This window comes from Synechococcus sp. BMK-MC-1, assembly GCF_014279955.1.
Classification (GTDB): Bacteria; Cyanobacteriota; Cyanobacteriia; order PCC-6307; family Cyanobiaceae; genus Synechococcus_C.
Map to the genome: position 1 here is coordinate 1835274 of NZ_CP047939.1, position 23377 is coordinate 1858650.

General features: G+C 63.0%; 26 protein-coding genes. 18 read left to right on the forward strand and 8 right to left on the reverse strand.

What is annotated here, in order from left to right; genetic code table 11:
- Window positions 1-83: 83 nt before the first annotated feature.
- From SynBMKMC1_RS10275 to SynBMKMC1_RS10285, 3 genes are read left to right on the forward strand one after another with little or no spacing between them, the layout of a single operon-like run.
- On the forward strand, window positions 84-1655 hold the full coding sequence (locus tag SynBMKMC1_RS10275) for an NAD(P)H-quinone oxidoreductase subunit N (protein ID WP_186471656.1): 1572 nt from the start codon (window positions 84-86) through the stop codon (window positions 1653-1655).
- A complete protein-coding gene (locus SynBMKMC1_RS10280) occupies window positions 1648-2385 on the forward strand; it encodes an ABC transporter ATP-binding protein (protein WP_011933783.1) in 738 nt (245 codons plus the stop codon). Before SynBMKMC1_RS10275 ends, SynBMKMC1_RS10280 begins: the two co-directional genes overlap by 8 nt.
- Window positions 2386-2416: 31 nt before the next feature.
- Window positions 2417-3157: a response regulator transcription factor gene (locus SynBMKMC1_RS10285; protein ID WP_186471657.1), complete on the forward strand. Its 741-nt coding sequence runs from the start codon at window positions 2417-2419 to the stop codon at window positions 3155-3157.
- On the opposite strand, the gene SynBMKMC1_RS10290 is transcribed toward SynBMKMC1_RS10285, so the two are convergent.
- From SynBMKMC1_RS10290 to SynBMKMC1_RS10310, 5 genes are read right to left on the reverse strand one after another with little or no spacing between them, the layout of a single operon-like run.
- Window positions 3146-4117, reverse strand: a complete 972-nt coding sequence (locus SynBMKMC1_RS10290) for a M23 family metallopeptidase (protein ID WP_186471658.1) — start codon at window positions 4115-4117, stop codon at window positions 3146-3148. The genes SynBMKMC1_RS10285 and SynBMKMC1_RS10290 overlap by 12 nt on opposite strands.
- 30 nt (window positions 4118-4147) lie before the next feature.
- Window positions 4148-4918, reverse strand: a complete 771-nt coding sequence (locus tag SynBMKMC1_RS10295) for a biotin--[acetyl-CoA-carboxylase] ligase (protein WP_011933786.1) — start codon at window positions 4916-4918, stop codon at window positions 4148-4150.
- A complete protein-coding gene (locus SynBMKMC1_RS10300) occupies window positions 4918-6111 on the reverse strand; it encodes an aminotransferase class I/II-fold pyridoxal phosphate-dependent enzyme (RefSeq protein ID WP_011933787.1) in 1194 nt (397 codons plus the stop codon). The genes SynBMKMC1_RS10295 and SynBMKMC1_RS10300 overlap by 1 nt, the downstream gene beginning before the upstream one ends.
- Window positions 6098-6424 carry a thioredoxin gene (gene trxA, locus SynBMKMC1_RS10305; RefSeq protein ID WP_186471659.1) on the reverse strand — a complete coding sequence of 109 codons (327 nt, stop codon included), beginning with the start codon at window positions 6422-6424 and terminating at the stop codon, window positions 6098-6100. Before trxA ends, SynBMKMC1_RS10300 begins: the two co-directional genes overlap by 14 nt.
- Window positions 6425-6478: 54 nt before the next feature.
- On the reverse strand, window positions 6479-7246 hold the full coding sequence (locus SynBMKMC1_RS10310) for a PspA/IM30 family protein (RefSeq protein WP_186471660.1): 768 nt from the start codon (window positions 7244-7246) through the stop codon (window positions 6479-6481).
- Window positions 7247-7329: 83 nt separating this feature from the next.
- Here SynBMKMC1_RS10310 and SynBMKMC1_RS10315 point away from each other — a divergent pair, with 83 nt between their 5' ends.
- Complete coding sequence (locus SynBMKMC1_RS10315) at window positions 7330-7872, forward strand: DUF721 domain-containing protein (RefSeq protein ID WP_186471661.1); 543 nt, start codon at window positions 7330-7332, stop codon at window positions 7870-7872.
- On the opposite strand, the gene SynBMKMC1_RS10320 is transcribed toward SynBMKMC1_RS10315, so the two are convergent.
- From SynBMKMC1_RS10320 to SynBMKMC1_RS10330, 3 genes are read right to left on the reverse strand one after another with little or no spacing between them, the layout of a single operon-like run.
- Entirely contained in the window at window positions 7866-9710 is a 1845-nt protein-coding gene (locus tag SynBMKMC1_RS10320; RefSeq protein ID WP_186471662.1) for a glycosyltransferase family 39 protein, read from the reverse strand. The genes SynBMKMC1_RS10315 and SynBMKMC1_RS10320 overlap by 7 nt on opposite strands.
- A complete protein-coding gene (locus SynBMKMC1_RS10325; RefSeq protein WP_186471663.1) occupies window positions 9707-10813 on the reverse strand; it encodes a glycosyltransferase in 1107 nt (368 codons plus the stop codon). The genes SynBMKMC1_RS10320 and SynBMKMC1_RS10325 overlap by 4 nt, the downstream gene beginning before the upstream one ends.
- The gene (locus tag SynBMKMC1_RS10330; RefSeq protein ID WP_186471664.1) at window positions 10810-11772 is read right to left on the reverse strand and encodes a DMT family transporter; all 963 of its coding nucleotides are present in this window, start codon (window positions 11770-11772) and stop codon (window positions 10810-10812) included. Before SynBMKMC1_RS10330 ends, SynBMKMC1_RS10325 begins: the two co-directional genes overlap by 4 nt.
- 53 nt (window positions 11773-11825) lie before the next feature.
- Here SynBMKMC1_RS10330 and sppA point away from each other — a divergent pair, with 53 nt between their 5' ends.
- From sppA to SynBMKMC1_RS10400, 14 genes are all read left to right on the forward strand, one after another.
- Window positions 11826-12638, forward strand: a complete 813-nt coding sequence (gene sppA / locus SynBMKMC1_RS10335; protein ID WP_011933793.1) for a signal peptide peptidase SppA — start codon at window positions 11826-11828, stop codon at window positions 12636-12638.
- Window positions 12635-13015, forward strand: coding sequence for a chorismate mutase (gene aroH, locus SynBMKMC1_RS10340; protein ID WP_186471665.1), 381 nt, complete (start codon window positions 12635-12637; stop codon window positions 13013-13015). Before sppA ends, aroH begins: the two co-directional genes overlap by 4 nt.
- Window positions 13016-13113: 98 nt before the next feature.
- Complete coding sequence (locus SynBMKMC1_RS10345; protein ID WP_011933795.1) at window positions 13114-13704, forward strand: DUF2808 domain-containing protein; 591 nt, start codon at window positions 13114-13116, stop codon at window positions 13702-13704.
- Between the two features lie 54 nt (window positions 13705-13758).
- Window positions 13759-13896: a 50S ribosomal protein L34 gene (rpmH, locus tag SynBMKMC1_RS10350; protein WP_011128745.1), complete on the forward strand. Its 138-nt coding sequence runs from the start codon at window positions 13759-13761 to the stop codon at window positions 13894-13896.
- Between the two features lie 24 nt (window positions 13897-13920).
- Complete coding sequence (locus SynBMKMC1_RS10355; protein WP_186471666.1) at window positions 13921-14316, forward strand: ribonuclease P protein component; 396 nt, start codon at window positions 13921-13923, stop codon at window positions 14314-14316.
- Complete coding sequence (locus SynBMKMC1_RS10360; protein WP_011933797.1) at window positions 14313-14744, forward strand: PH domain-containing protein; 432 nt, start codon at window positions 14313-14315, stop codon at window positions 14742-14744. Before SynBMKMC1_RS10355 ends, SynBMKMC1_RS10360 begins: the two co-directional genes overlap by 4 nt.
- 75 nt (window positions 14745-14819) lie before the next feature.
- A complete protein-coding gene (gene yidC, locus SynBMKMC1_RS10365) occupies window positions 14820-15971 on the forward strand; it encodes a membrane protein insertase YidC (RefSeq protein WP_186471667.1) in 1152 nt (383 codons plus the stop codon).
- Window positions 15968-16522 (forward strand): DUF177 domain-containing protein, encoded by a 555-nt coding sequence (locus tag SynBMKMC1_RS10370; protein WP_186471668.1) that lies wholly within the window; start codon window positions 15968-15970, stop codon window positions 16520-16522. Before yidC ends, SynBMKMC1_RS10370 begins: the two co-directional genes overlap by 4 nt.
- Window positions 16515-18014, forward strand: coding sequence for an AAA family ATPase (locus SynBMKMC1_RS10375; RefSeq protein ID WP_186471669.1), 1500 nt, complete (start codon window positions 16515-16517; stop codon window positions 18012-18014). The genes SynBMKMC1_RS10370 and SynBMKMC1_RS10375 overlap by 8 nt, the downstream gene beginning before the upstream one ends.
- A 72-nt stretch (window positions 18015-18086) precedes the next feature.
- Window positions 18087-18248: a hypothetical protein gene (locus SynBMKMC1_RS10380; RefSeq protein ID WP_011933801.1), complete on the forward strand. Its 162-nt coding sequence runs from the start codon at window positions 18087-18089 to the stop codon at window positions 18246-18248.
- A 58-nt stretch (window positions 18249-18306) separates the two neighbouring features.
- A complete protein-coding gene (gene serS / locus SynBMKMC1_RS10385) occupies window positions 18307-19584 on the forward strand; it encodes a serine--tRNA ligase (RefSeq protein ID WP_011933802.1) in 1278 nt (425 codons plus the stop codon).
- Between the two features lie 19 nt (window positions 19585-19603).
- Window positions 19604-20692 (forward strand): RIP metalloprotease RseP, encoded by a 1089-nt coding sequence (rseP, locus tag SynBMKMC1_RS10390; protein WP_011933803.1) that lies wholly within the window; start codon window positions 19604-19606, stop codon window positions 20690-20692.
- Window positions 20693-20735: 43 nt separating this feature from the next.
- A complete protein-coding gene (gene rpsN, locus SynBMKMC1_RS10395; RefSeq protein ID WP_011933804.1) occupies window positions 20736-21038 on the forward strand; it encodes a 30S ribosomal protein S14 in 303 nt (100 codons plus the stop codon).
- A gap of 161 nt (window positions 21039-21199) precedes the next feature.
- Window positions 21200-23365, forward strand: a complete 2166-nt coding sequence (locus tag SynBMKMC1_RS10400) for a polyribonucleotide nucleotidyltransferase (protein ID WP_011933805.1) — start codon at window positions 21200-21202, stop codon at window positions 23363-23365.
- Window positions 23366-23377 lie beyond the last annotated feature (12 nt).

Below are 23377 nucleotides of genomic sequence, written 5' to 3' on the forward strand. Positions count from 1 at the left end.
GGCTGCAGCGAATTCACCAATGATCTCAAGCCCGATCGGCAACGCCGCTACAGTCCCCCCTATTGCTCTGCCCTGCGCGCGCCATGCCCGAGATGGGTGCTCTGCTTCTAACCACCCCGGCATTGGCAGCTCCTGGTGAGCTGCTCAATCTCTCGCTGAATGCGAGTGCTGTTGCACCGGAGGGTGCGGTTCTGCTCGCCATGCTGGCCACCTTGCTGGTGGATCTGGCCGGCGAAAAGGTCTCCACGCGCTGGGTTCCCCCCATCTGCTACGCGGGGTTGGGGACTGCGCTCCTGCTGCTGGCGCTTCAATGGAATGCCCCCCTGGAACCCTCCTTCCTCGGCGCCTTCCTTCCCGACCACCTCGCCATCGCCTTCCGGGCGGTCGTGGCGCTTTCCACCCTGCTGTCGCTGATGATCAGCTGGCGGTACGCCGAACAGAGCGGTACCCCCGTTGGTGAGTACGCAGGCATCCTCCTGGCTGCAACCCTCGGCGGAATGCTGCTCTGCGGAGCGACGGATCTGGTGAGCGTGTTCGTGTCGCTGGAAACCCTGTCCGTCGCCAGCTATCTGTTGTCGGGCTACATGAAGCGCGACGCCCGCAGCTCCGAGGCCGCTCTGAAATACCTGTTGGTGGGATCGGCCGCGGCCGCGGTCTTCCTTTATGGCTCCTCCCTGCTCTACGGCCTGAGTGGATCCACCAGCCTGGAAGCGATCGGGCAGGCACTCCTCTCCAGCCCCACCCCGCTGGCCGCCCTGGCCTTGGTGTTTGTCCTGGCCACAGTGGCCTTCAAGATCGCTGCCGTCCCGTTCCACCAATGGACGCCTGATGTCTACGAGGGCTCACCAACGCCTGTGGTCGCCTTCCTCTCCGTGGGTTCGAAAGCTGCTGGCTTCGCCCTTGCCCTGAGGCTGCTGGTGGGATGCTTCGGCAGCTTCGACACGCAGTGGAAACTGCTGTTCACCGTGCTGGCCGTGCTCAGCATGACCCTGGGGAACGTGGTGGCGTTGGCCCAGACTTCGATGAAGCGGATGCTGGCGTACAGCTCCATCGGCCAAGCGGGCTTCGTGATGATCGGCCTGGTGTGCGGCACCGAAGATGGCTTCGCCGCCATGGTTCTGTACACGGCGGCCTACCTGTTCATGAACCTGGGCGCCTTCGCCTGCATCATCCTCTTCTCGATCCGCACAGGCAGCGATCGGATCGCTGATTACGCGGGCCTCTATCAGAAGGATCCACTGATCACGCTCGGACTCAGTTTGTGCCTGCTCTCCCTTGGGGGAATTCCTCCGATGCTCGGCTTTTTCGGCAAGATCTATCTCTTCTTCGCCGGCTGGGCTGACCACCAATACCTGCTTGTGGTGGTTGGTTTGATCACCTCGGTGATCTCGATTTACTACTACATCGGTGTGATCAAGATGATGGTGGTGAAAGAGCCCCAGGAGGCGTCCGACGCAGTGAAGGCCTACCCCCCTGTGCAGTGGTCAACCCTTGGGCTCCCTCCCCTGCGCGTTGCCCTTGTGGCCTGTGTTGTTGTGACAGCAGTGGGCGGCATTCTCTCCAATCCCCTGTTCCAGTGGGCCAGTGATGCGGTGGCCGGTACCCCCCTGCTGCAACAGGCGATCGCCAGTGTGAACGGATCATCCCTTGGCTGATACCAGCCCATCCGAACGCCGACCCGTCGCGGAATTGCGGGCTGTCGAGAAGGTGTATGGCTCCGGAGACACCCAGGTGCGTGCGTTGGATGGTCTTGACCTCACGGTGTTGCAGGGGGATTACCTGGCCGTGATGGGTGCCAGCGGATCCGGCAAGAGCACCGCCATGAACATCCTGGGCTGCCTCGATCGGCCCACCAGCGGGTCGTACCGCCTGAATGGCCATGCGGTCGAGCAGCTCGATGATGATGCGCTCGCCGATCTGCGCAATCAGGAACTGGGATTCGTGTTCCAGCAGTTCCACCTCCTTCCCCATGCCACCGCCATGGAGAACGTGATGCTGCCGATGATCTATGCCGGCATTGATGTGAACCAGCGACGGGATCGCGCCCGTGCAGCCCTGGAGCGGGTCGGTCTGGGGGATCGCCTTGAGAACAAACCCAATCAACTGTCTGGAGGTCAGCAGCAGCGGGTGGCCATCGCCCGGGCGATCATCAATCAACCCGCGCTCCTGCTCGCCGATGAGCCGACAGGGGCCCTCGACTCGCGCACCACAGACGACGTTCTCAATCTGTTTGACAGCCTGCACAGCCAGGGCATCACCGTGGTGCTGGTCACCCATGAGGACGATGTGGCCGCCCGCGCTGAGCGCGTGGCCCATTTCCGGGACGGGCAGGTGGAACGCTGGGAGATCCCAGAACCAACAACAGGTCCTGGCCATCACCCCTGATTAAGGTGTGATGGCAACAGAAATGGTTCGCATGGGAGCTGCTCCTGCTCCATCCATTCGCATCCTTCTGGTGGATGACGAAGCCCGATTAACGGACCTTCTCAAGATGGAGCTGGAGGTGGAAGGATATGACGTAGTTGTGGCCTCCGATGGCGCATCAGGCCTCTTCCATGCCCGCGAAACACCTGGCCCAGATCTGATTGTTTTGGATTGGAATCTGCCCGATTTCAGTGGCATCGACATCTGCCAAAGAATTCGAACCAGTGGTGTCACAACCCCAATCCTGATGCTCACGGGGCATGACGACATCTCCGATCGGGTCACGGCCCTGGATGCAGGCGTGGATGATTACCTCATCAAGCCCTTTTCCATCGAGGAATTGATGGCCAGGTTGCGGGCCATGCAACGCCGCGCGATCACGTTTGCGGCCGTTAATGGTGATGGGCCACAACCGGAAACCCTCAGCGTTGGAAACCTCAGCATGAACACCATCACCAGGGATGTGTCCCGCGGTGAACGGATGATTCAGCTCTCAGTCAAGGAGTACGAACTGCTGAATTTCCTGATGCGCGGTCAGGGCAAGGTGTTGGAACGCGCTGCAATCATGCGCGGAGTCTGGGGAGAAAACTTCTATGGCGACGACAACCTTCTCGATGTTTACATCCGCTATCTGAGACAAAAGGTGGAGTCAAAAGACCTTCCCACCTTGATTCACACCGTGCGAGGGGTGGGATTCATCCTCAGAGAGGAGACGAGCGCTTCAGGCTCCTGACGCTGAGGCGCCCGGCCTTTCCAAACTGTTCATCAGCTGGCCAACCAGCAACGACACCGCATCGTCCCCCGATGCGGTGAGTGGATTGAGATCGAGATCGCCGGGATCGGTCGCCACCCAACCGTCACCGTCGGGGCGGCGCAGTTCGAAGTGAAGGTGGGGTCCGGTGCTGAGGCCAGTGCTGCCGACACGCCCGATCACTTCACCTTGGCGCACGGTCTGGCCCGCTTTCACATAGATCTCGGAAAGGTGTCCGTAGAGCGTCCGCCGTGACGGATTGCCGTGATCGAGCTCAACAGCGATGCCATATCCCCCCGCAAGGCCACTGCTCAGAACCGTTCCTGACAGGGCTGCCACAACCGGCGTCCCTTCTGGAGCAGCAAAATCCTTGCCTGCATGCATCAGCCATTGCCCCACGATGGGGTGCATGCGCCATCCGAATTCACTGGTTGTGATGGCCGATCCAAGAATGGGGAACAGAAGCTTGCGGTTGCCGTTGCCAGGGATCGCAGCCGGACGGGGAGATACCGCAAACACTGATTCAAGGCGGAAGCCAGCCGTTGAGCCAGCAAGCAGCGCTGACACCGGAACGGAGATGGGCGGCAGCGGGCGACCATCCGCACTGCGCCGTCGCAAACCACTGAAGCGTCCATCGCGTCCGTTGAGCACCACACGGGCACCACGGCGTCGATCTCGACCACGCACAGCCACACCCTCACTGCATTCCTGCTTCGAAAGGGCGCCCGTACGGCAAGCCTGCTGAAAGGCGGGCACATCGATCGGGCGTGTCACGCCCGATCCCGTTTCAATCTGCCGTCGCTCTTGGGGGGTGATCACACGATTTTGCTCAAGCGCGTCGAGGGAGTGATCAAACGTCAGTGGAGGTGCCACCGGCGTTTCAACCTCGGGTGCCAGCGGCAGCATGAGAAGGATCGGTGCAGCAAGCCAGCGAAAAGCCAACGGATCGAAGCGATCTCATCGTGCGAGAACTTAGACACTTCTGCCCTGGCTGTCACCCCACCGGGTCCAGCTGCAGGTCCGGTTGCCCTGAGCCAGCAGCAGGCGTCCATCCAGACCCAGCCCCTGAACCTGCCAATCGTCGCCACTGCGGGGGTCGCGCACCCGATCGCTCCAGAGCCGACGCTCCACTTCCCGCACCACAAACGCGGGGTCGCCGGCGAGATCCATCGAGCGGTCGAGGGCCTGCAGCACCGCGCTTTGCCAGCTCCGCAGGCGGCAGCGCCCACGGGGCAACAGCTGCTTCAGGGCCACGGCACCGGAGGGAACGGCATTGCACACATTGAGTCCAATCCCGATGCGGGCTTGCCGGACCCGACTGCCGCGAAACACCAAGGTGGGCAGAATCCCCGCCAGCTTTCTGGAGTGCACCAGCAGGTCGTTGGGCCACTTGATGCACACCGGCACAGCCTGGGCTTCGAGCTGTTCTGCCAGCGCCAGGGCCACCACCAAACCAAACAATCCTGTGGCCTGGATCGGATGGGGCCAGGGCAATGCCGCACTGAGCCAGAGCCCTCCCCGCGGCGCCAGCCACACCCGTCCGTGCTGGCCGTGACTCTGGGTTTGATGGGTGGCGAACACAGCCCGGGGTTGACCACCGCTCCAGGTTTGGCGCTCCAACCAACGCACCAGCTCAAGTTCCGTACTGGTGCAGACCTGCACGTGCCTCAGCCTCCAGTGCGAGCTGCCGCGACGGCGCAGATCCCTGAGAACGGGCGCACCTCCTCGGACCAACGGCCGCATCAGCTCTGGAGCGCCCACCAGGGTGCAAGCCGGTCGACAGCAGCTTCGAGCTCCATCACAGGCCGCACCAGGGCCAGTCGCAGCCAGCCAGCTCCCGCAGTTCCGAAGCCTGACCCAGGGGTGAGCGCTACGCCGCAGTGCTCCAGCACTTCAGCGGCCAGCCGTTCATCACTCCAGCCCCGGGAATGAACCCAGGGTGGCAGCGGCATCCACAGATACAGGGCCATGGAGGGCTCAGGCACCGACCAGCCGATCCCTGCCAAGGCGCTCAGCATGCGATCGCGGCGTTGCCGGTAAACAGGGCGCAGGGATCCAGGCCAATCGGCGTGGCGATCCAGCGCCAGCACCGCTCCCTGCTGCAAGGCGCGGCACTGATTGAAATCCACCACTCCTTTGAGTTGACGGAGAGCACTGATCAGCGGTGCAGCCCCCACGGCGAAGGCCAGACGGAATCCCCCTAGACACCAGCCCTTGGAGAGGGAGAAGAACTCGATTCCCCGCTCTTTCCAATGGGGGCAGCGCAGAAGAGCGGGCGCTTCACCCTCGAGCGCCAGATCAACGTAGGGATTGTCATGCGCCAGCACGAGGTCATGGCGATGGCAGTGGGCCATCGCTTCATCAAGCCATGTCTGATCTCCTGTACAGGCGGTTGGGTTGTGGGGGAAGCCCAGAACCATGAGGCGTAGCTGCCTCCACTGCTCCGTTGTGAGTGCGGAAAAGTCGGGAGCCCATCCCCTCTCAGCCTGAAGCGGCAGGGTGTGAATTCGTGCATCCGCCAGTTCAAGGCCTCCGCGATGGGAGGGATAGGAAGGGTCGAGGATCAAGGCGCTGTCGCCAGGATCCAAAACGGCCATCGGCAGATGGGCGGTTCCCTCCTGGGACCCGACCAACAGGAGCACCTCGGTTTCAGCATCCACGGCCACACCAAAGCGACGCTCGCACCAAGCCGCCGCTGCATGGCGAAACGCTTCGGTTCCAGCATGCAGGCAGTAGGACGCGCTGACGGGTTCCTGAAGGGCCGTGGCCATGGCCGCGATCACCTCAGCGGGTGGGGCCAGATCGGTCGACCCCAAGGACAGATCGATCAGCGGCTGCTGGGGATGACGATCACCAAGGCAGTACTGCGCTTTGCGGCGATCATTGCGGTCGAAAACACCACTGCCCAGCCGGGCCAGGCGTTCAGAGGTGAGCATCCAGGAACGCCTGCAACTGAGGTCGGGCAATGGCCCCCTCATGACGGCCGATCTCCGCACCATCACGGAAGAGGATCAACGTTGGAATGCCCTGCACCTGGTAGGCATCGCGGGTTGCGGGATTGCCGTCCACTTCCAGCTTTCCCACCTGCAGACGCCCTGCATAGGTTTCGGCCGCCCAGTCCATCAGAGGCACCATGAGCCGGCAGGGACCGCACCAGGGCGCCCAGAAATCCACCAACACTGTTCCGGATGCCTTCAGGACCTCCTGATCAAATCCGGCATCGGTGTAGTCGGAAACAGCAGCTGACACAGCAAGACAACAACACAACCCTGATCCTATGGACAGAAGGGGCTGCTCAGGCGATCAGAGCTTGTCGATGGATCGCCGCAGTTCCTCAAGGTCTTGGTCCACCTCGGCCACCTTCACCGGCTGCACCTTGTCATCCGCCTGGGGAAGGGCCACCGCCTCAGGCCCGCCCTGAAGCTGTTGCCGCAACGACGCGAGCTCATCATCCACATCGCTGCCACTTTCCAGTGCGGCGAACTGGCTCTCCAGGTCTGCTCCAGCCAACTCAGCCGCCGCCTGACTGGTGGCTTCCATCGACTGAACCTTGTCTTCCATCCGCTCAAAAGCGGCCATGGCGGAGTTGGTGCCAATGCCATTCACAGCGCTCTGCAGTTGCTGCTGCGCCTGGGCGGCCTGGGCACGAGCCTTGAGCATGTCCTTCTTGGTGCGCGCCTCAGCGATCTTGCCCTCGAGAGCCACAAGGCTCTTCTTGAGGGTCTCCACCTGCGCCTCCTGGGCCTTCACCTGATTGCTCAGGGAGGTGGCGGTTTCCTGGAAGGTCTTGCGGCGGGTCAGGGCTTCCCTGGCCAGATCCTCCTCGTTCTTCTTCAGCGCCAGTTCAGCCCGCTCGTACCAAGTGCGCGACTGGGTTTCAGCCTGATCGGCCTGGTTGCGCAGGCGCTTCTGGCTGGCAATGGCCATGGCGACCGCCTGACGCAGCTTCACCAGGTCAGCCTGCATATCAGCCACCGACTGATCGAGGATCTTGACGGGATCTTCCATGCTGCTAACTGCAGCGTTGGCGTTCGCGCGAACCAGACGGCTCAGCCGATCAAAGAAACCCATGGATCCGGGCTAGCAGTGGTCAGAGGCTAGCGAGAGGGTTCGCCAATCCTCTCTATCGTCACGAGATCGATCTCAGATCGGCCATGGGAAGGGCACCGAAATCGCAGCGACGCCGCTTCGGCAAGGGTGAGCTCTTGATGCCGGCACCCCCTGAGCCGGCCCAGTCGATCCGGGGATGCCTGGACCGACTGAACCAGCAATGGCGTCAGGACGGTTCGATGGCAGCGCTATGGCAGGACTGGCCGAAACTGGCAGGCCCCTCCCTGGCGGAACACTGCCGGCCCCTCACCCTGAGACAAGGGGTGCTCAGCGTGGGAGCCAGCCACCCCCAGTGGCGCCAGGCTCTGCTCTACAGCAAGCTTCAACTCCTTGCTGCCATCCGCGGCGCCGGGCACCCCGTGCGCGATCTGCGCATCCTCCAGCACCACACGGCCCGCCGCTCTGACCAAGGGGACCCTCTCGACGAGTGGAACCGCCATCCCAGCCGATCGGATGTGCATGGAATGGCCACCTGCCCGCGCTGCGGATCACCGGCTCCGATGGGAGAGATGGCCTACTGGGGGCACTGCAGCTTCTGCAGAAGCGCTGACCTGGGCGCGCAGGTGGCCAACGGCGCTGATCAGTAGCGCTCTGGCCTTGGATCCCTCCAGGTGAGGTCGACCCCACGCGCCCGCAGCGCTGCAGAGCGCTGCTCAAGCCGGCTGCGATCCACTCGCCAGAGCGAATAGATCCCCGAGCGGCTCAGGATCTCAGGAGCCAAACCCTGCCAGTGATCTCGATCGGCGGTGCGTTCATCAATCACCACCAGCACCGTGTCTGAACTGTTGGGATCGTTAAGGGGGATGCCTTGAAATCCCTGGCGCTGCTCATGGCTGAGTCGATCCGCCAGATTCACCAGTGCCGATTTCGATTTGCCCTCGTAGAGCACCACTTGACGGGTATAGAAGTGCAGTGAGGGTTTGAGAACGCCGATCATCGCCACGGGTTCCCCGGGTCGCCGTTGGCTCACCACCGTTCCAGCCACCTGGCGGACGGGACGCTGGCGCACGCGATCGCCGAGTTCGATCATCGGCAGGAGCGCGACAAGCTGAAAAACCACCAATGGCCCCTGCACAGCGAGCAGGCGGCCATCGGTGGTCCGCAGCAAGGTGATCAGGCCAAGCAAGGCCGCCACCGTGAAGCAAACAGCCGCCCTGAGCACCAGACCACTGGCCAGGAGCTCAGCGGGAAGCGTGGGCATCTCCGGATCCTGAATCAGTGGAATCCAGAGGGGCGACACCCAGAGACCCGCCGCAAGCACGGCGGTGAGCATCAGGGTGAAGAACCACATCCACAGAAGCAGTGGACGCTTCCTGAGTGAGGGTGCCTGGGCCGTCAGGGCGATCACCAGGGCAGCGGCGGGAGTGGCCGGCAGCCAATAGCTGGGCAGTTTGGTCGCCGCCAGGGTGAACAGAATCAGCACTGACAACACCCAGCAACCCGCGAAATCGCGCAGGCTCTGCGCAGCTGGCATCTGCAGGCGGGATCCTCCGCCCCGAAACGCGCCCAGGCAGCGGGCAAGGCCGAGCAGGAGCAGGGGCGTGAACGGGAGCGACCCCACCACAAGCACCGGGCCAAAAAACCACCAGGGCTGGAGATGGTCATTGACCACGCTCGTGAGGCGTTGAAGGTTGTGATAACCAAAGAAGCTGTCCCAGAAGGGCTGGCCCTCCACCACCAGCTCGGCCACATACCAGGGCAGGCTGAGCGCAGCGGTGATCAGCAAGCCGGGGATGGGGCGCAGGAGCCGCCATAGTCCGGAAAGATCCCTGCGAATCAGGGCATAAAGGCTCAGGGTGATCCCGGTAAGCACCACCGCCACGGGCCCTTTGGTGAGCACCGCAAGCGCCAGCAGAACCCAAGCGAGCCACCAGCGCCGCGTGGACCCACTCGCGTAGCAACGCCACTGGCAAAGCAAGCTGAGGCTCAGGGTGCCACTGAGCAGGGCGTCGCTCACAGCGGTGCGGCTCCAGATCAACACCAGAGGGGAGAGCGCAAAGGCCAACGCAGCAGCCACCGCCGTCCGCCGCGGGTGCGCATCACCCGCAAGCGGGTAGCGAAGCAACGTGTCACCCAGCATGAGCATGGATGCCATCGATGCCAGGGCCGAGGGCAAGCGCGCCGCCCAGGTGCCGAGGGGGTCCCATGACGCCGAACCCGGCAGGCTGTAGGTCAGCCCCATCAGCCAATACACCAGGGGCGGTTTATCAAAACGCGGTAGGCCGTTCACCCGGGGGGTCAACCAGTCGCCGGTCTCGGCCATGGCGCGACCGGATGCCGCGAAGAGAGGTGGCGTTTCATCCACCAATCCAGTGCTTCCCAGCTGCCAGATGAAGATCACCACAGCCAGCACGAGGATGCACCAGAGCCCTCGGCGCCGCACCTGGGGCGAGGGCTCAATCGTTTGAAGCCGATCCGCTGTCATCGGACGATGGTGCCATCCATCGGCGACAGACCCCGGCGAATCCAGGTTTCCACGCGCATGGCGAGAGCGTCCTGACTCGCCCATTGCTCCGCCCAGCCGCGACAGGCCCGACGATCGATGGCAGCAACCCGTTGCGTGGCGCGGGTTAGGGCGTCGCGGTCATCGGGGGGAACAAGCCAGCCCGTCACACCGTTTTGAACAATCTCCCCGGGACCTCCGCGGTCGTAAGCCACCACTGGCACGCCACAGGCCAGAGCTTCCACCACGACATTCCCGTAGGCCTCATTCCATTTAGGCGTGTTGAGAAGCGCCCGGCAGGCCCCAAGCTCTCGCTGAAGCTCCGCAGTGGGCTTGAAGCCGCACCACTCGATCGTGCCCGGCGGCACTTCGGCCTCAACACGCTGGGCGTAGGCGTGGTCTTCCACCAGACCCCAAACCCGCAGCGTTTCCCCGAGGGCCGCAGCCACGGCCGCCGCATCCTCCAGCCCCTTTTCCGGTGCGACCCGACCGGCCCAACCCAAGGGACCCGATGGTGCGAGCTGAAGGTCGTAGCGAGACAAATCAAACCCGTTGCCCACCACCTCAGGCGGAGCGACCAGGTCGAAATCCTGGGCCTGACGGCGGGTGTGAAAAGCGAGCCGCCGCTGATCCCAACGGGCCACCGCCGCCACAGCGCGATCCATCACCTGCGAAACCGACCCCATGCTCACCAGATGGAACAGGGCCGCAGGGGCATGGGGCGTCAGCCAGAGGGGAAGCCAGTCGTAACCGAAATTGAGCACAGCATCAGCCTGGGAGCCCAAATCCAGGGCACGCTCCCAAAGGCGGGGGAGCACCCCGTCATCGGGGATCTGCATCGGAGCGCCGCGATCGGCATGCTGCCAGCTCGGCTGATCCACTCCCTTGCAGGGATGCACCTGCACCGCGTCATCAAGCACTGGCGAGCGCGACCCCTCCGGTGCCACAAGCGACAGCTGATGGCCGCGGCCCACCAGGCCACGCAGCACCGAGCCAAGGGTGAGTTCGACGCCACCACCGCGCCCGCTGCCGAGCTGACCAATCGGAGTGCTGACCAGCACCAGATGCAGAGGACGCTCCGTCATGCCTTCAAGTCTCCGGGCTGGGGCACAGCGGCGCGCAGCAGCGGATCCCAGAGCTTCTGCCGCTGACTGACCAACAGCACGGACGCCAACACGAGCAACACGGCAAGCCATTGCAGGCCCGCCAGGCGTTCTCCAAGCAGCACCCCCCCTGAAGCGAGGGCAAACACAGGGGTGAGGAAGCCCAGGGTGGTGAATCCGGTGAGATCCTCACGGTTGGCGAACCAGAAGAACAGGCCGTAGGCCAAGGCACTGCCAAGGATGGAGGCGTAGGCCATTTGAGCCCAGTCCAGGCCGGTCCAGGGAGGGAGCATGGAGGTGGCCGGATCGAGTCCGTGCCAGATCAGCAAGGGAATGCCCCCCGCCACCATGTGCCAGCCGGTCACGGCCACTGGATCACTGCGACGGCAGGCAAAGCGGCTGATCACTGTGCCCAGGGCCATGGTGAGAGCAGCCAGCAACATCCAGCCGGTCCCGGACTGCCATCCGGACTCCCAGGACGCCAGGTCGGCCTCCAGCCACCAGTGGTTGAGCAAGGGAGCGGGGACCCCGAGGCAAACGATTCCGGCCAGTCCCAGCGCCAAGCCGAGCCACCCGAATGGATTGATGGATTCGGCAAACAGCCAGCGCGCCAGCAGCGCCACGATCAAGGGCTGGGAATCAATCAACACCGACCCGAGCCCTGCACCTGTGCCTTCGATTCCCTTGGCGAGAAAGATCTGAAACAAGAAGGCGTCCACGAGGGTGAACAGCACAAACCAGCCGCGATCGCCAGGGTCGATGCGCAGAGAACGACCAAGCCACGGCACGGCAATCAGCAGAACAGCACCAGCTGGAAGAAGCCTGAGACAGGCCACCAGCGCTGGCCCTCCGGAATGCACCAGGGGAGCCATTGCAGCCATGGCCGTCCCCCACAAGGCGAAGGGCAGAACCATCAACAGCCCGCGCTGCAGGGAGGACATACATTCGGGCCGACAGGGTCCTTTTTAAGATCCGGCGAGTTGAACGGAGAGTCATGGTGTGGCCGTGGCGCCGGAAATCCAGACGTCGCATGGCGAGAATCGCCATCGAAGGAGCCATTAGCGGGTCCACCCGCCGGCGGGTTCTCAAGGCGCTCCGCGAGGTGCAGGAGCGGGAGTTTCCTGCCTTGCTGCTGCGCATCGACAGCCCCGGAGGCACGGTTGGCGACAGCCAGGAAATCCATGCCGCCCTGCTGAGATTGCGCGCCAAAGGCTGCCGGGTGGTGGCCAGTTTCGGCAACATCTCCGCCTCCGGTGGGGTGTACGTGGGCGTCGCAGCCGAAACGATCGTGGCCAATCCCGGCACCATCACGGGATCGATCGGCGTGATCCTGCGCGGCAACAATCTGTCGGAGCTCCTGAACAAGATCGGGATCCGCTTCGAAACCGTAAAAAGTGGTGCCTACAAAGACATCCTTTCTCCGGATCGGGCCCTCAGTGCCGATGAGCGGCAGCTGCTGCAAGACCTGATCGACAGCAGCTACGACCAGTTCGTCGCGGCCGTTGCTGAGGGCCGCGGCCTGGAGCCCGATGCGGTGAAGGCGTTTGCCGACGGCCGAGTCTTCAGCGGTGCGCAAGCCAAGGAGCTTGGCCTGGTTGATGAGCTTGGCGATGAAGAACAGGCCAGGGTTCTGGCGGCCCGACTGGCCGATCTGGATGAGGAACGCTGCAAGCCCGTGACCCTCGGGAAGCCGCGCAAAAGCCTGCTCCAGGGACTCCCGGGCTCCGCATTGCTCAGCGCCGTCCAGCAACGGCTGAGTGCGGAGTTGGAGCTGAGTGGTCAACTCCTTTGGATGCACCGGTCATGACCCTTCCCCTGCAGCTGCGCGGCCTGCGCGGAGCCACCACCAGTTCAGACAACACAGCCGCCTCCATCAGCGACGCCGTGGCTGAACTGGTGGATGCCCTGATGGAGCAGAACCAGCTGCAACCCAATCAACTCGTCTCGGTGACGTTCTCGGTGACGACTGATCTCGATGCCTGTTTCCCGGCCGCAACGGCTCGGCATCGTGCCGGTTGGGACACCGTCGCCTTGCTCGATGTGCAGCAGATGGCGGTTCATGGCGATCTCGCTCGCTGCATCCGCTTGCTGGCTCACGCCTGGCTTCCAGGGGATCAGCCACTCCATCACCCCTATCTGCGCGGCGCGGCGCGCCTGCGGCCTGACAGATCCGGTCACAGCTGACAGCTGAAGGGCCGACCCTCGAGGGGCCGATCAACGCGCAATTCTCAGGACAATTCACACACGTCCCACGGCGACATCGCCTTAAGCCATCCGATTCCATGACTCGAAGCCTGTTCCGACTAACCCCCCGCCGTGCTGGTGTCGCCGCCGCACTCGTTGCCGGATCAATCGGCACTGCAAGCCTTCTGCTCCCTGCCGCACCTCCAGCCGCACGGGCCCAGAACACCCCATCACTGCTTGAATTTCGCTGGGATGGCTCGAAGGATTACAAGAAGCTCTACTTCGTGCAGAGCAGCACGCAGCAACTCGAGCGGGCCGAGTACTTCTTCATGCTGAGGCCGAAGGATCGCAAGACCGCCATCCTCAAGCTGAGCATCACGGTGCCGAGCTATTTCAACGCCCGGATTCAGCCCAAGAACCTCTCGCTCTGCAAGATGAAGCTTGGCGGCGTTCTCTCCCGCAGCCGTTGCAAGGAGGTGCTGCCCGCTGTGTTCGAGGTGAACGAAAAGCAAACCGCGATTGAGGTGTTCCCCGATTCCCCGATCCCCACAGGAGGCACCTACGCCGTGGTGATGAACATCTTCAATCCCAACTCTCAGGGCATGTATCAGTTCAACGCGCTGGCCCAGGCCCCTGGCGATGTGCCCGTGGCCGGCTATCTCGGCAGCTGGTTGATCGATATCGACTGAGCCCTCCCTGATAAACTCTCCTCTTGAGAAAAAGCCGGACGCCGGAACAGATTCATGACGAAAAGAACCCTCGGTGGCACGAGCCGTAAGCGCAAGCGCGTTTCCGGGTTCCGCGTGCGCATGCGTTCGCATACCGGCCGCCGCGTGATCCGCACCCGCCGCAAGCGTGGTCGCAGTCGCCTGGCCGTCTGATCCGGCTCCAGCACACTGTTAGCGATGGTTCTGCCCGCTTCCATGCGTTTGCGTGGCCATCGCTGCTTTGACCACTTGCACAGGCGTGGCAAGCGTTATTACGGCACCTGGATGGTGCTGCGCAAAGCGCCCAGCAACGCAAAACTGCTCCGTCGCGACACCCACGGGCTGTTGACGCAGACGCAGCCTCAGAGCTGCAGGATCGCTGTGGTGATCAGCGGCAAGGTGCACAAACGAGCGGTCGTGCGCAACCGTCTCCGGCGTCTGCTGCACGACCACCTTCGCCTGCGTCTCGAAGCGCGCTCAACCCACAGCGATGTGTGGCTGCTGTTCAGTCTTCGGCCCGGTGCTGACGCCGATGAAGCCAACTTGCTGGAAGAATGCGACAAATTGCTTGAAGAGGCGGGCCTCCAGCCATGACGAAGTCCATTCAGGAAGACACCTTCTACGAAGGAGGTCCAGCCAAGGGGGACCTGATCATCAACCTTCTCCTTGGTTTCACGCTCATCGGCCTCCCCTTCACCATCGGGGCTGTTGTGCGGGCCCTCTGGCTCCGCTTCAACATCACCAGCCGCAGAGTCTCCGTGAGTGGGGGCTGGATGGGGCGTGACCGCAGCCAGGTGGTTTACAGCCAGATCAGCGAAGTGCGTTGCGTGCCCAGAGGATTTGGCGCCTGGGGAGACATGGTGCTGGTTCTCACCGATGGCTCAAGGCTGGAAATGCGCTCGCTGCCTCGCTTCCGAGAGGTCGAGACCTACATCCTGGAGCGCATCCAATCCCGTCCCACGGGCAACAAGCCCAGCCAGGCTGGGCTCGACGACTCCTCAAGCAAGGGTTTCGCTGCCTGACGCCCGGCAGCACCGCAAGAGCGGCGACGCTGTTGCACACTGGCATCACCTTTCACCACACCGCGGAACGCCATCGTGATCGGATACATCTCCGACAATCTGCTCCTGCCAATCCTGGATTTCTTCTATGGATTGGTTCCGAGCTACGGACTGGCCATCGTGGCGCTGACGGTTGTCATTCGCCTGGCACTGTTCCCTCTCAGCGCTGGTTCCATTCGCAGCGCCCGGCGCATGCGCATTGCCCAGCCGGTGATGCAGAAACGCCAAGCCGAAATCAAGGCCCGTTTTGCCAGCAACCCTCAGAAGCAACAGGAGGAACTGGGAAAACTGATGAAGGAATTCGGCAGCCCGTTGGCCGGCTGTCTGCCTCTGCTGGTGCAGATGCCGATTCTCTTCGCCCTGTTCGCCACCCTGCGGGGATCACCGTTCGCCGACGTCCCCTACACCCTCAATCTCAAGGTGTTGCCTGCCGAGCAGATCGCCGCCGTTGATCCCAAACCGTTCAACAGCGCCAGTCACTCGATTTTCGTGACGGAAACCGATCACGTGCCCGTGATTGCCAGCCTCCCCGGTGGCACCAAGATCGGCGCCGGAGAGAACGTTCAGATTCAGCTCCAAACAAAAAGCGGAGAACCCTTCAGCAACGTTCTCAGCGACGTGGAGAACGGTCAGTCCTTCCTTCCCAGCTGGTCGGTGACCAAAGGGGAATCGGTGGTGTCCGTCTCTGACGACGGCACCATCCAGGCCTTGGCCCCGGGGGATGCCACGGTTGAGGGCAAGATCCCAGGACTGGCAGCACGCAGCGGCTTTCTGTTCATCAAGGCCCTTGGCCAAGTGGGCTTCTACACCGAAGGATCCATCAACTGGGACATCGCCATCCTCGTGGGTGCCTTCGGCTTGAGCCTCTTCATCTCCCAGCTCCTGTCGGGCATGGGCATGCCGGCCAACCCCCAGCAAGCCACGGCCAACAAGATCACGCCTGTGATGATCACTGGCATGTTTCTGTTCTTCCCACTGCCGGCCGGCGTTTTGCTCTACATGGTGATCGCCAATATCTTCCAGGCCCTGCAGACCTTCCTGCTCACCCGCGAAGCACTTCCCGACAACCTGCAAGCAATCCTGGATGACCAGATGAAACAGCAGGCCCAGACCCCTGCTACCGCCACGGCCGGTGGTGGATCCCAGGCCGGCCGCCTGCCCTTTGAACCCAAAGGCGGAAACAAATGATTCCCGGCCTGGAGCCGGTGGCGTTGCGAGAGCTCCAGGCCCTGGGTCAACCCAGGGTTTGGGAGGTAGATGGAACCCACGACGAGCTTGCAAGCCTCACGCCGATCCGCGGGCGCGTCTGCGCCGAACACCGCGGCAACATCCTTGAGGTTGAAGGGTCCCTGAGCACCATCATTTGCTTGCGCTGTGACCGCTGCCTTGGTCACTTCAATCAGGAACTCAACGTCGAGAATCGCGAACTGATCTGGCTTGGTTCGGATCCCTCCGATGCCAACGTCAGCACTCCAGAGTTGGATGCGGCAGTCCCCGAAGGCCTGATGGAGTGTCTGGACCCACGGGGACGTTTCGAGCCTGAACGCTGGGTGTTTGAGCAACTGAGTCTGCAGATGTCGGTGGTCAACTTCTGCGGAGATCACTGCCCAGGCCCCCCCCTGCAGACCAGCACCCCAGCAGCCTCCACACCACCAACGCCACTGAACGATCCCCGTTGGCAGGCTTTGCGGGATCTTCAGGCTTCCATGCAGCCACCGTCCGACCAACCCGATGACTGAATCCTGGAGCCGTCAGCTGGATCTCCTGATCCGCTCGGGAACCCCCCTGATCTGGATCCGCAGCCACGAGGAAGAAAGGGTGGAGGCCCTCCTGGCCCAGGCCAGTGACCGTCTCGGCGACCGTTTGCTGGCCCGCTGGGATTTTGTTGGCGGACTTCGCGGTGCTCTCGGCCAGGAGGCCCTGGGGGCTCGGCAGCCGATGGCGGTTCTGCAGTGGTTAAAGGAACGGTCGAGCAACGACCCCACCCTGCTGCTGCTCAAGGATGTGCATCGGTTCTGCGATGACCCGGGCATCGCACGCATGCTGCGCAATCTGGCCAGCGAGCTGCGATCCACTCCCCACACCCTGATCCTGAGCTGCGGCCAGTGGACGCCCCCTGCCGACCTCGACGAAGCGCTCACCCTTCTCGATCTGCCCCTGCCTCGAGAGGAGGAATTGCGGACGCTGCTGAGCAACATCGCCAGAGCCAGTGGGTCTGTCCTCGAGGAGGACGTGCTGGAGGAGCTCACCCATGCCTGCTGTGGACTCAGCGAAGCCAGGGTGAGGCATGTGGCCGCCAAGGCCCTAGCCCAGCGGGGCTGCCTCAGCCGCGACGATCTGAGCGATGTGCTCGAGGAGAAACGCCTTTCTCTGGCCCGCAGCGAGGTGCTGGAGTTCTGCCACACGGATGCCACGCCCGCGGATATCGGTGGGCTGGAGACCCTGAAGCACTGGCTCGATCAGCGGCACCGCGCCTTCAGCGACGAGGCACGGCGTTTCGGACTGCCCCTGCCGCGGGGTGTGCTGCTGGTTGGTCCCCAGGGAACGGGAAAATCACTCACCGCCCGAGCCATTGCCCACAGCTGGTCGATGCCCCTGCTGCGACTGGATGTGGGCCGTTTGTTCTCAGGGCTGGTTGGGGCCAGCGAGGCACGCACGCGCGACATGATCCTGCGCGCCGAAGCCATGGCGCCCTGTGTGCTGTGGATTGATGAAATCGACAAGGGCTTCGGCCAAGACGGCCGCAGCGACGGCGGCACCAGTCAGAGGGTTCTGGCCACGGTGCTCACCTGGATGGCCGAGAAACGCTCCGCTGTGTTTGTGGTGGCCACGGCCAACGGTGTGGAGCGCCTGCCCCCCGAACTGCTGCGAAAGGGTCGCTTTGACGAGATCTTCCTTCTCGATCTGCCATCGCGAGAGGAGCGCTGCGGCATCCTCAGCCTCCATCTCCAGCGCAGACGGCCGCAACTCGATCTGCCCCTGTCCACCGTGGTGGACCGCACGGAGAGCTATTCCGGCGCCGAGCTCGAGCAGGTGGTCATCGAAGCGATGCACCTCGCCTTTGCGGAGCGCCGGGAGCTCAACGAAAGCGATCTGATCAAGGCTGCATCCCAGCTGGTGCCCCTGGCGCGCACGGCCCGCGAACAGCTCGACACCCTGAAGCAGTGGGCCAGCGCGGGCCGTGCCAGGCCCGCTTCATTGCGGCAAGTAACGAACCCTGACGCGCCGTAACGAATCCAGGGGTGTCGTCGAGACGACATCGAACAAGCTCCGTAGGTTGCCGGGACTACAGACAAATCGGTTGTGAACCGTACCACTGACCTCACCACCCAACTCGCCGCCGCCTGCCTTGGCGCTGGAGTGATCACCACTGTTGCCGTGGTGCAAGGCCAGAATCCGATCACCGCCCTCGGCATCACTCTGTTCTCCGCCGTGGCGGCTGTGATGGTCGGCCAGGTTCTCTGACTCAGCCGAAGCTCTGAAGGCGGACGCTTAGGCTGCCCGCGCCATCATTGAAATCCCTGTGCTCGATCAGCGTCTGGTGCGAGAGAACCCTGAGCTGATGGCCAGGGAGCTTGCTCGCCGCGGCTTGACGGTTGATCTCAACAGCCTGCAAGCCCTGGCCCAACAGCAGCGCGACCTCGAGGAGCAGCGCAGCAGCCTGCAAGCCGAAGGCAACCGTGTGGGCAAGGAGGTTGGCCTCAAGATCAAGGCAGGGGCGGATCCGAAGGGCAGCGACGTGGCTGAGCTGCGTCAGCAGGGCAACGCCATCAAACAAAAGGTGGCCGTGCTGGAGGACGAGGAACGTCAACTGGCCGCCGAGCTGAAGACCCAGCTGCTCACCTTTCCCAATCTCCCTTCGCCCGCCTGTCCGGACGGCCGGGACGAGAACGACAACATCGAGGTCCGCAGCTGGGGAGACCCACGCCGCCAGGAAGGGCTGGATGAGCATTGGGCCATCGCCGATCGCCTGGGCCTGCTCGACAGTGAACGCTCGGTGCGGATCGCGCAGAGCCGTTTTGTGACGTTGTTCGGGCAGGGTGCGCGCCTGGAGCGAGCCCTGATCAACTTCATGCTGGATCTCCACACCGGCAAGGGCTATCGCGAAGTTCTGCCTCCGGTGCTCGTGAACAGCGCCAGCCTCACGGGTTCAGGCCAGCTGCCCAAATTCGCGGAGGAAAGCTTTCGTTGCGCGGACGACGACCTCTGGCTCACCCCCACAGCCGAGGTACCGCTGACCTCGCTGCACCGCGATGAAATCATTCCGCTCGATCAACTGCCCCTGCGTTACGTGGCCTACAGCCCCTGCTTCCGGCGGGAAGCGGGCAGCTACGGGCGCGACACCCGGGGCCTGATCCGCCTGCATCAGTTCAACAAAGTTGAGCTGTATTGGTTTGTGCATCCCGACCACGCCGACGAGGCGCATGCGGCAATCACCGCCGATGCCGAAGCCGTTCTTCAGGCGCTCGAGCTGCCTTACCGGGTGCTCGAGCTCTGCACCGGTGATCTGGGGTTCTCCGCAGCGCGCACCTACGACCTGGAAGTGTGGCTTGCAGGGGCCGGGGCCTACCGGGAAATCTCCAGTTGCAGCGTTTGCGGCGATTTCCAGGCGCGGCGCTCATCCATCCGCACCAAAGACGGCAAGACCACCCGGCTTGTGCACACCCTCAACGGAAGCGGCCTAGCCATCGGCCGCACCATGGCCGCCCTGCTGGAGAACGGTCAGCAGGCTGATGGCAGTGTTCTCCTGCCCCAGGCGCTCGTGCCTTACTTCGGTTCGGATCGTCTCCAGCCAGAATGATCCGACTGCGTGAATCCTCATGAACGTTCTGGCCTCACTGCTCGCTCTGGGGCTCCTGATCGTGATTCATGAGGCAGGTCATTTTCTGGCCGCCCGCCTGCAAGGCATCCGCGTGAACGGCTTTTCCGTGGGCTTCGGGCCAGCGCTGCTGAAAACCGAGCGCAACGGCGTTACCTATGCCCTGCGGTTGCTGCCCCTTGGCGGTTTCGTCTCCTTCCCCGATGACGACGACGACAACGATCAATCCATTCCTTTGGATGATCCGGATTTGTTGCGCAACCGTCCGATCCCCCAACGGGTGCTCGTGATCAGTGCCGGGGTGTTGGCGAATCTGCTGTTGGCCTGGCTGGTGCTGGTGGGCCATACGGCCGCAGCCGGTGTTCCCGGTGATCCAGCTCCCGGCGTGGTGGTGATGACGGTGCAGGACGGCGCTCCAGCGGCTCAAGCCGGACTGAGACCAGGAGATCGCATTCTCTCCATCGATGCCCAAACCCTCGGCAGCGGAGAGTCGGCCGTTCGGGCCGCCGTTGAACCGATCCGCCGCAGCCCCGGCCAGAAGCTTGAACTCGAGGTTCAGCGCGGTGAGGCTGTCAGCACCCTGCGGCTCACCCCCGCTGACCAGCAGGGCACCGGTCGGATCGGCGCCCAGCTGCAGGTGGCGATGGGTGGTGGCAGCCGTCCGGTGCGCTCTCCTTTGGAAGCGATCAGCGCTGGCAGCAGGCAATTCGCCAGTCTGTTCAGCCGAACGGTGTCGGGCTACGCCAGTTTGTTCACCGATTTCAGCTCCACCGCCCAGCAGGTGTCTGGGCCCGTGAAGATCGTGGAGATGGGGGCACAACTCTCCAGCCAGGGAGGGTCTGGCCTGGCCCTGTTCCTGGCTCTGATCTCCATCAATCTTGGTGTCCTCAACGCCCTGCCCCTTCCCCTTCTTGATGGCGGACAACTGGTTTTCCTGCTGCTGGAGGGCCTGCGGGGACGGCCGCTGCCCGAACGCTTCCAACTGGCAGTAATGCAATCCAGTCTGCTGCTCGTGCTCGGCCTGAGCGTGCTGTTGATCGTGCGTGACACCAGCCAGCTGACGGTGGTGCGCCAATTGATGGGCCAATGAAGCAGTAAAGTTTCAGATTGAACTGCTCTTTTCCCACCGCTGCATGGCCAAGAAGTCGATGATCGCTCGCGATGCGAAGCGCAAGAAGATGGTTGAGCGCTTTGCCGCCAAGCGGTCGGCCCTGATGGCCGCCTTCAATGCAGCGGAGGATCCCATGGAGCGTCTGGAAATCCACCGCAAGATCCAGGGCCTGCCCCGGAACAGCGCTCCTACCCGCATGAGGAATCGTTGCTGGGCCACCGGCAAGCCCCGGGGCGTGTATCGCGATTTCGGGCTGTGCCGCAACCAGCTGCGTGAACGCGCCCACAAAGGCGAGCTCCCCGGCGTGGTGAAGTCCAGCTGGTGATCACCGTTCCGCTGGAACGCCATTCAAAGAGGTTCGGAGGTGATCAATCACCTCCTTTTTTTTGCCTCGATTCAGAACAAAATTCATCAGCACTCGGGGGATTTGACGATCCGTTCCTGCTGAATGCCAGAATCAGACTTGACAGAAAGACATAAGCACAAGTGCAAGGTCAGACACAGTCAATCTCCTTCGACGGTCGGGAGATTCGGCTGACCACGGGGCGCTATGCCCCTCAGGCCGGCGGATCCGTGATGATCGAGTGTGGTGACACCTCGGTGCTGGTCACCGCAACCCGTTCCTCAGGCCGGGAAGGCATCGACTTCCTGCCTCTCATCTGCGACTACGAAGAAAGGCTGTACGCCGCAGGACGCATCCCAGGCAGCTTCATGCGCCGGGAAGGCCGTCCCCCCGAGCGGGCCACCCTGATCAGCAGGCTGATCGATCGGCCGATGCGGCCACTCTTCCCCAGCTGGCTCCGCGATGACCTGCAGATCGTTGCAACCTGCATGTCCCTCGATGAGCGCGTCCCTGCTGATGTGCTGTCAGTCACCGGTGCGTCGATGGCCACCCTGCTGGCCGGCATTCCGTTCTACGGACCGATGGCCGCCGTACGCGTCGGCCTGCTCGGCGACGACTTCGTGCTCAATCCCAGCTACCGCGAAATCGAGCGAGGCGATCTGGATCTGGTGGTGGCAGGCACACCGGAAGGGATCGTGATGGTGGAAGCCGGAGCCAATCAGCTTCCCGAACAGGACGTGATCGAAGCGATCGACTTTGGCTACGAAGCCGTCTGCGAACTGATCAAAGCCCAGGAGTCGATCCTCAAGGACGCGGGGATCGAGCAGGTGAAGCCGGAACAACCTGAAGAAGACTCCACCCTGCCGGTGTATCTGGAGAAGGCATGCACCAAGGCCATCGGCGAGGTGCTCAGCCAATTCGACCAAAGCAAGGCGGATCGTGACAGCAAGCTCGATGCCATCCGCAGCAGCACCGCAGAAACGATCGAAGCACTGAAAGACAGCGATCCGGTGCGCAAGCTGGTGTCAGCCAACAGCAAAGCGCTTCCCACCAGTTTCAAGGCGCTCACCAAGAAGCTGATGCGCCAGCAGATCGTGAAGGACGGCAAGCGGGTGGATGGCCGCAGCCTGGACCAGGTTCGCCCGATCAGTGCTGCCGCCGGGGTGCTTCCCAAACGCGTGCATGGTTCTGGCCTCTTCCAACGCGGGCTGACCCAGGTGCTCTCCACCGCCACCCTGGGCACCCCCAGTGACGCGCAGGAGATGGATGACCTGAATCCCAGCACTGAAAAAACCTATCTGCATCACTACAACTTCCCCCCCTACTCCGTGGGTGAAACCAAGCCGATGCGCTCACCTGGCCGCAGGGAAATCGGCCATGGCGCCTTGGCAGAGCGCGCCATCCTGCCCGTGCTGCCCGCCAAGGACACCTTCCCTTACGTGGTGCGCGTGGTGAGCGAGGTGTTGAGTTCCAACGGCTCCACCTCCATGGGCTCTGTGTGCGGCAGCACCCTGGCCCTGATGGATGCCGGTGTTCCCCTCAAAGCACCCGTGAGTGGTGCTGCCATGGGACTGATCAAAGAAGGGGATGAGGTGCGGATTCTCACCGACATCCAGGGCATCGAGGATTTCCTCGGCGACATGGACTTCAAGGTGGCCGGCACCGACAAGGGCATCACCGCCCTGCAGATGGACATGAAGATCACCGGGCTGGCGATGGGCACCATTGCCGAGGCCATCAATCAAGCCAGACCGGCACGCCTGCACATCCTCGAAAAGATGATGGAGGCGATCGATACACCGCGCGACGGACTGTCTCCCCATGCCCCGCGTCTGCTGAGCTTCCGGATCGATCCGGAACTGATCGGCACCGTGATCGGTCCGGGCGGCCGAACGATCAAGGGCATCACCGAGCGCACCAACACCAAGATCGACATCGAAGACAGCGGCATCGTGACCATCGCCTCCCACGACGGAGCGGCGGCCGATGAAGCGCAGAAGATCATTGAAGGGCTCACCCGCAAGGTGAATGAAGGCGAAGTCTTCAGCGGTGCGATCACGCGGATTATTCCGATTGGCGCCTTCGTGGAGATCCTTCCGGGCAAGGAGGGCATGATTCACATCTCCCAGCTGTCCGAAGCACGCGTGGAGAAGGTGGAGGATGTGGTGAAAGTGGGCGACGAAGTCACCGTGCGCGTGCGCGAGATCGACAACCGTGGCCGCATCAACCTCACCCTGCGCGGCGTGCCTCAGAACGGTGAGGAGGCGGAACCCGCACCGGCTCCCACACCTGTCGCCCCTCTCAACTGAGGAGCACCCGGG

Excerpts from the sequence above, each read along its gene's own strand:
- SynBMKMC1_RS10295 (WP_011933786.1), bottom strand. The coding sequence starts at position 4,918 with ATGCGGCCGTTGGTCCGAGGAGGTGCGCCCGTTCTCAGGGATCTGCGC.
- rseP (WP_011933803.1), top strand. The coding sequence starts at position 19,604 with ATGAACGTTCTGGCCTCACTGCTCGCTCTGGGGCTCCTGATCGTGATT.
- rpmH (WP_011128745.1), top strand. The coding sequence starts at position 13,759 with ATGACGAAAAGAACCCTCGGTGGCACGAGCCGTAAGCGCAAGCGCGTT.
- SynBMKMC1_RS10325 (WP_186471663.1), bottom strand. The coding sequence starts at position 10,813 with ATGACGGAGCGTCCTCTGCATCTGGTGCTGGTCAGCACTCCGATTGGT.
- SynBMKMC1_RS10300 (WP_011933787.1), bottom strand. The coding sequence starts at position 6,111 with ATGCTCACCTCTGAACGCCTGGCCCGGCTGGGCAGTGGTGTTTTCGAC.
- SynBMKMC1_RS10310 (WP_186471660.1), bottom strand. The coding sequence starts at position 7,246 with ATGGGTTTCTTTGATCGGCTGAGCCGTCTGGTTCGCGCGAACGCCAAC.
- aroH (WP_186471665.1), top strand. The coding sequence starts at position 12,635 with ATGACCCTTCCCCTGCAGCTGCGCGGCCTGCGCGGAGCCACCACCAGT.
- SynBMKMC1_RS10285 (WP_186471657.1), top strand. The coding sequence starts at position 2,417 with ATGGGAGCTGCTCCTGCTCCATCCATTCGCATCCTTCTGGTGGATGAC.
- rpsN (WP_011933804.1), top strand. The coding sequence starts at position 20,736 with ATGGCCAAGAAGTCGATGATCGCTCGCGATGCGAAGCGCAAGAAGATG.
- SynBMKMC1_RS10370 (WP_186471668.1), top strand. The coding sequence starts at position 15,968 with ATGATTCCCGGCCTGGAGCCGGTGGCGTTGCGAGAGCTCCAGGCCCTG.
- sppA (WP_011933793.1), top strand. The coding sequence starts at position 11,826 with ATGGTGTGGCCGTGGCGCCGGAAATCCAGACGTCGCATGGCGAGAATC.
- SynBMKMC1_RS10355 (WP_186471666.1), top strand. The coding sequence starts at position 13,921 with ATGGTTCTGCCCGCTTCCATGCGTTTGCGTGGCCATCGCTGCTTTGAC.
- SynBMKMC1_RS10345 (WP_011933795.1), top strand. The coding sequence starts at position 13,114 with ATGACTCGAAGCCTGTTCCGACTAACCCCCCGCCGTGCTGGTGTCGCC.
- SynBMKMC1_RS10360 (WP_011933797.1), top strand. The coding sequence starts at position 14,313 with ATGACGAAGTCCATTCAGGAAGACACCTTCTACGAAGGAGGTCCAGCC.
- SynBMKMC1_RS10375 (WP_186471669.1), top strand. The coding sequence starts at position 16,515 with ATGACTGAATCCTGGAGCCGTCAGCTGGATCTCCTGATCCGCTCGGGA.
- SynBMKMC1_RS10320 (WP_186471662.1), bottom strand. The coding sequence starts at position 9,710 with ATGACAGCGGATCGGCTTCAAACGATTGAGCCCTCGCCCCAGGTGCGG.
- SynBMKMC1_RS10330 (WP_186471664.1), bottom strand. The coding sequence starts at position 11,772 with ATGTCCTCCCTGCAGCGCGGGCTGTTGATGGTTCTGCCCTTCGCCTTG.
- SynBMKMC1_RS10315 (WP_186471661.1), top strand. The coding sequence starts at position 7,330 with ATGGGAAGGGCACCGAAATCGCAGCGACGCCGCTTCGGCAAGGGTGAG.
- SynBMKMC1_RS10275 (WP_186471656.1), top strand. The coding sequence starts at position 84 with ATGCCCGAGATGGGTGCTCTGCTTCTAACCACCCCGGCATTGGCAGCT.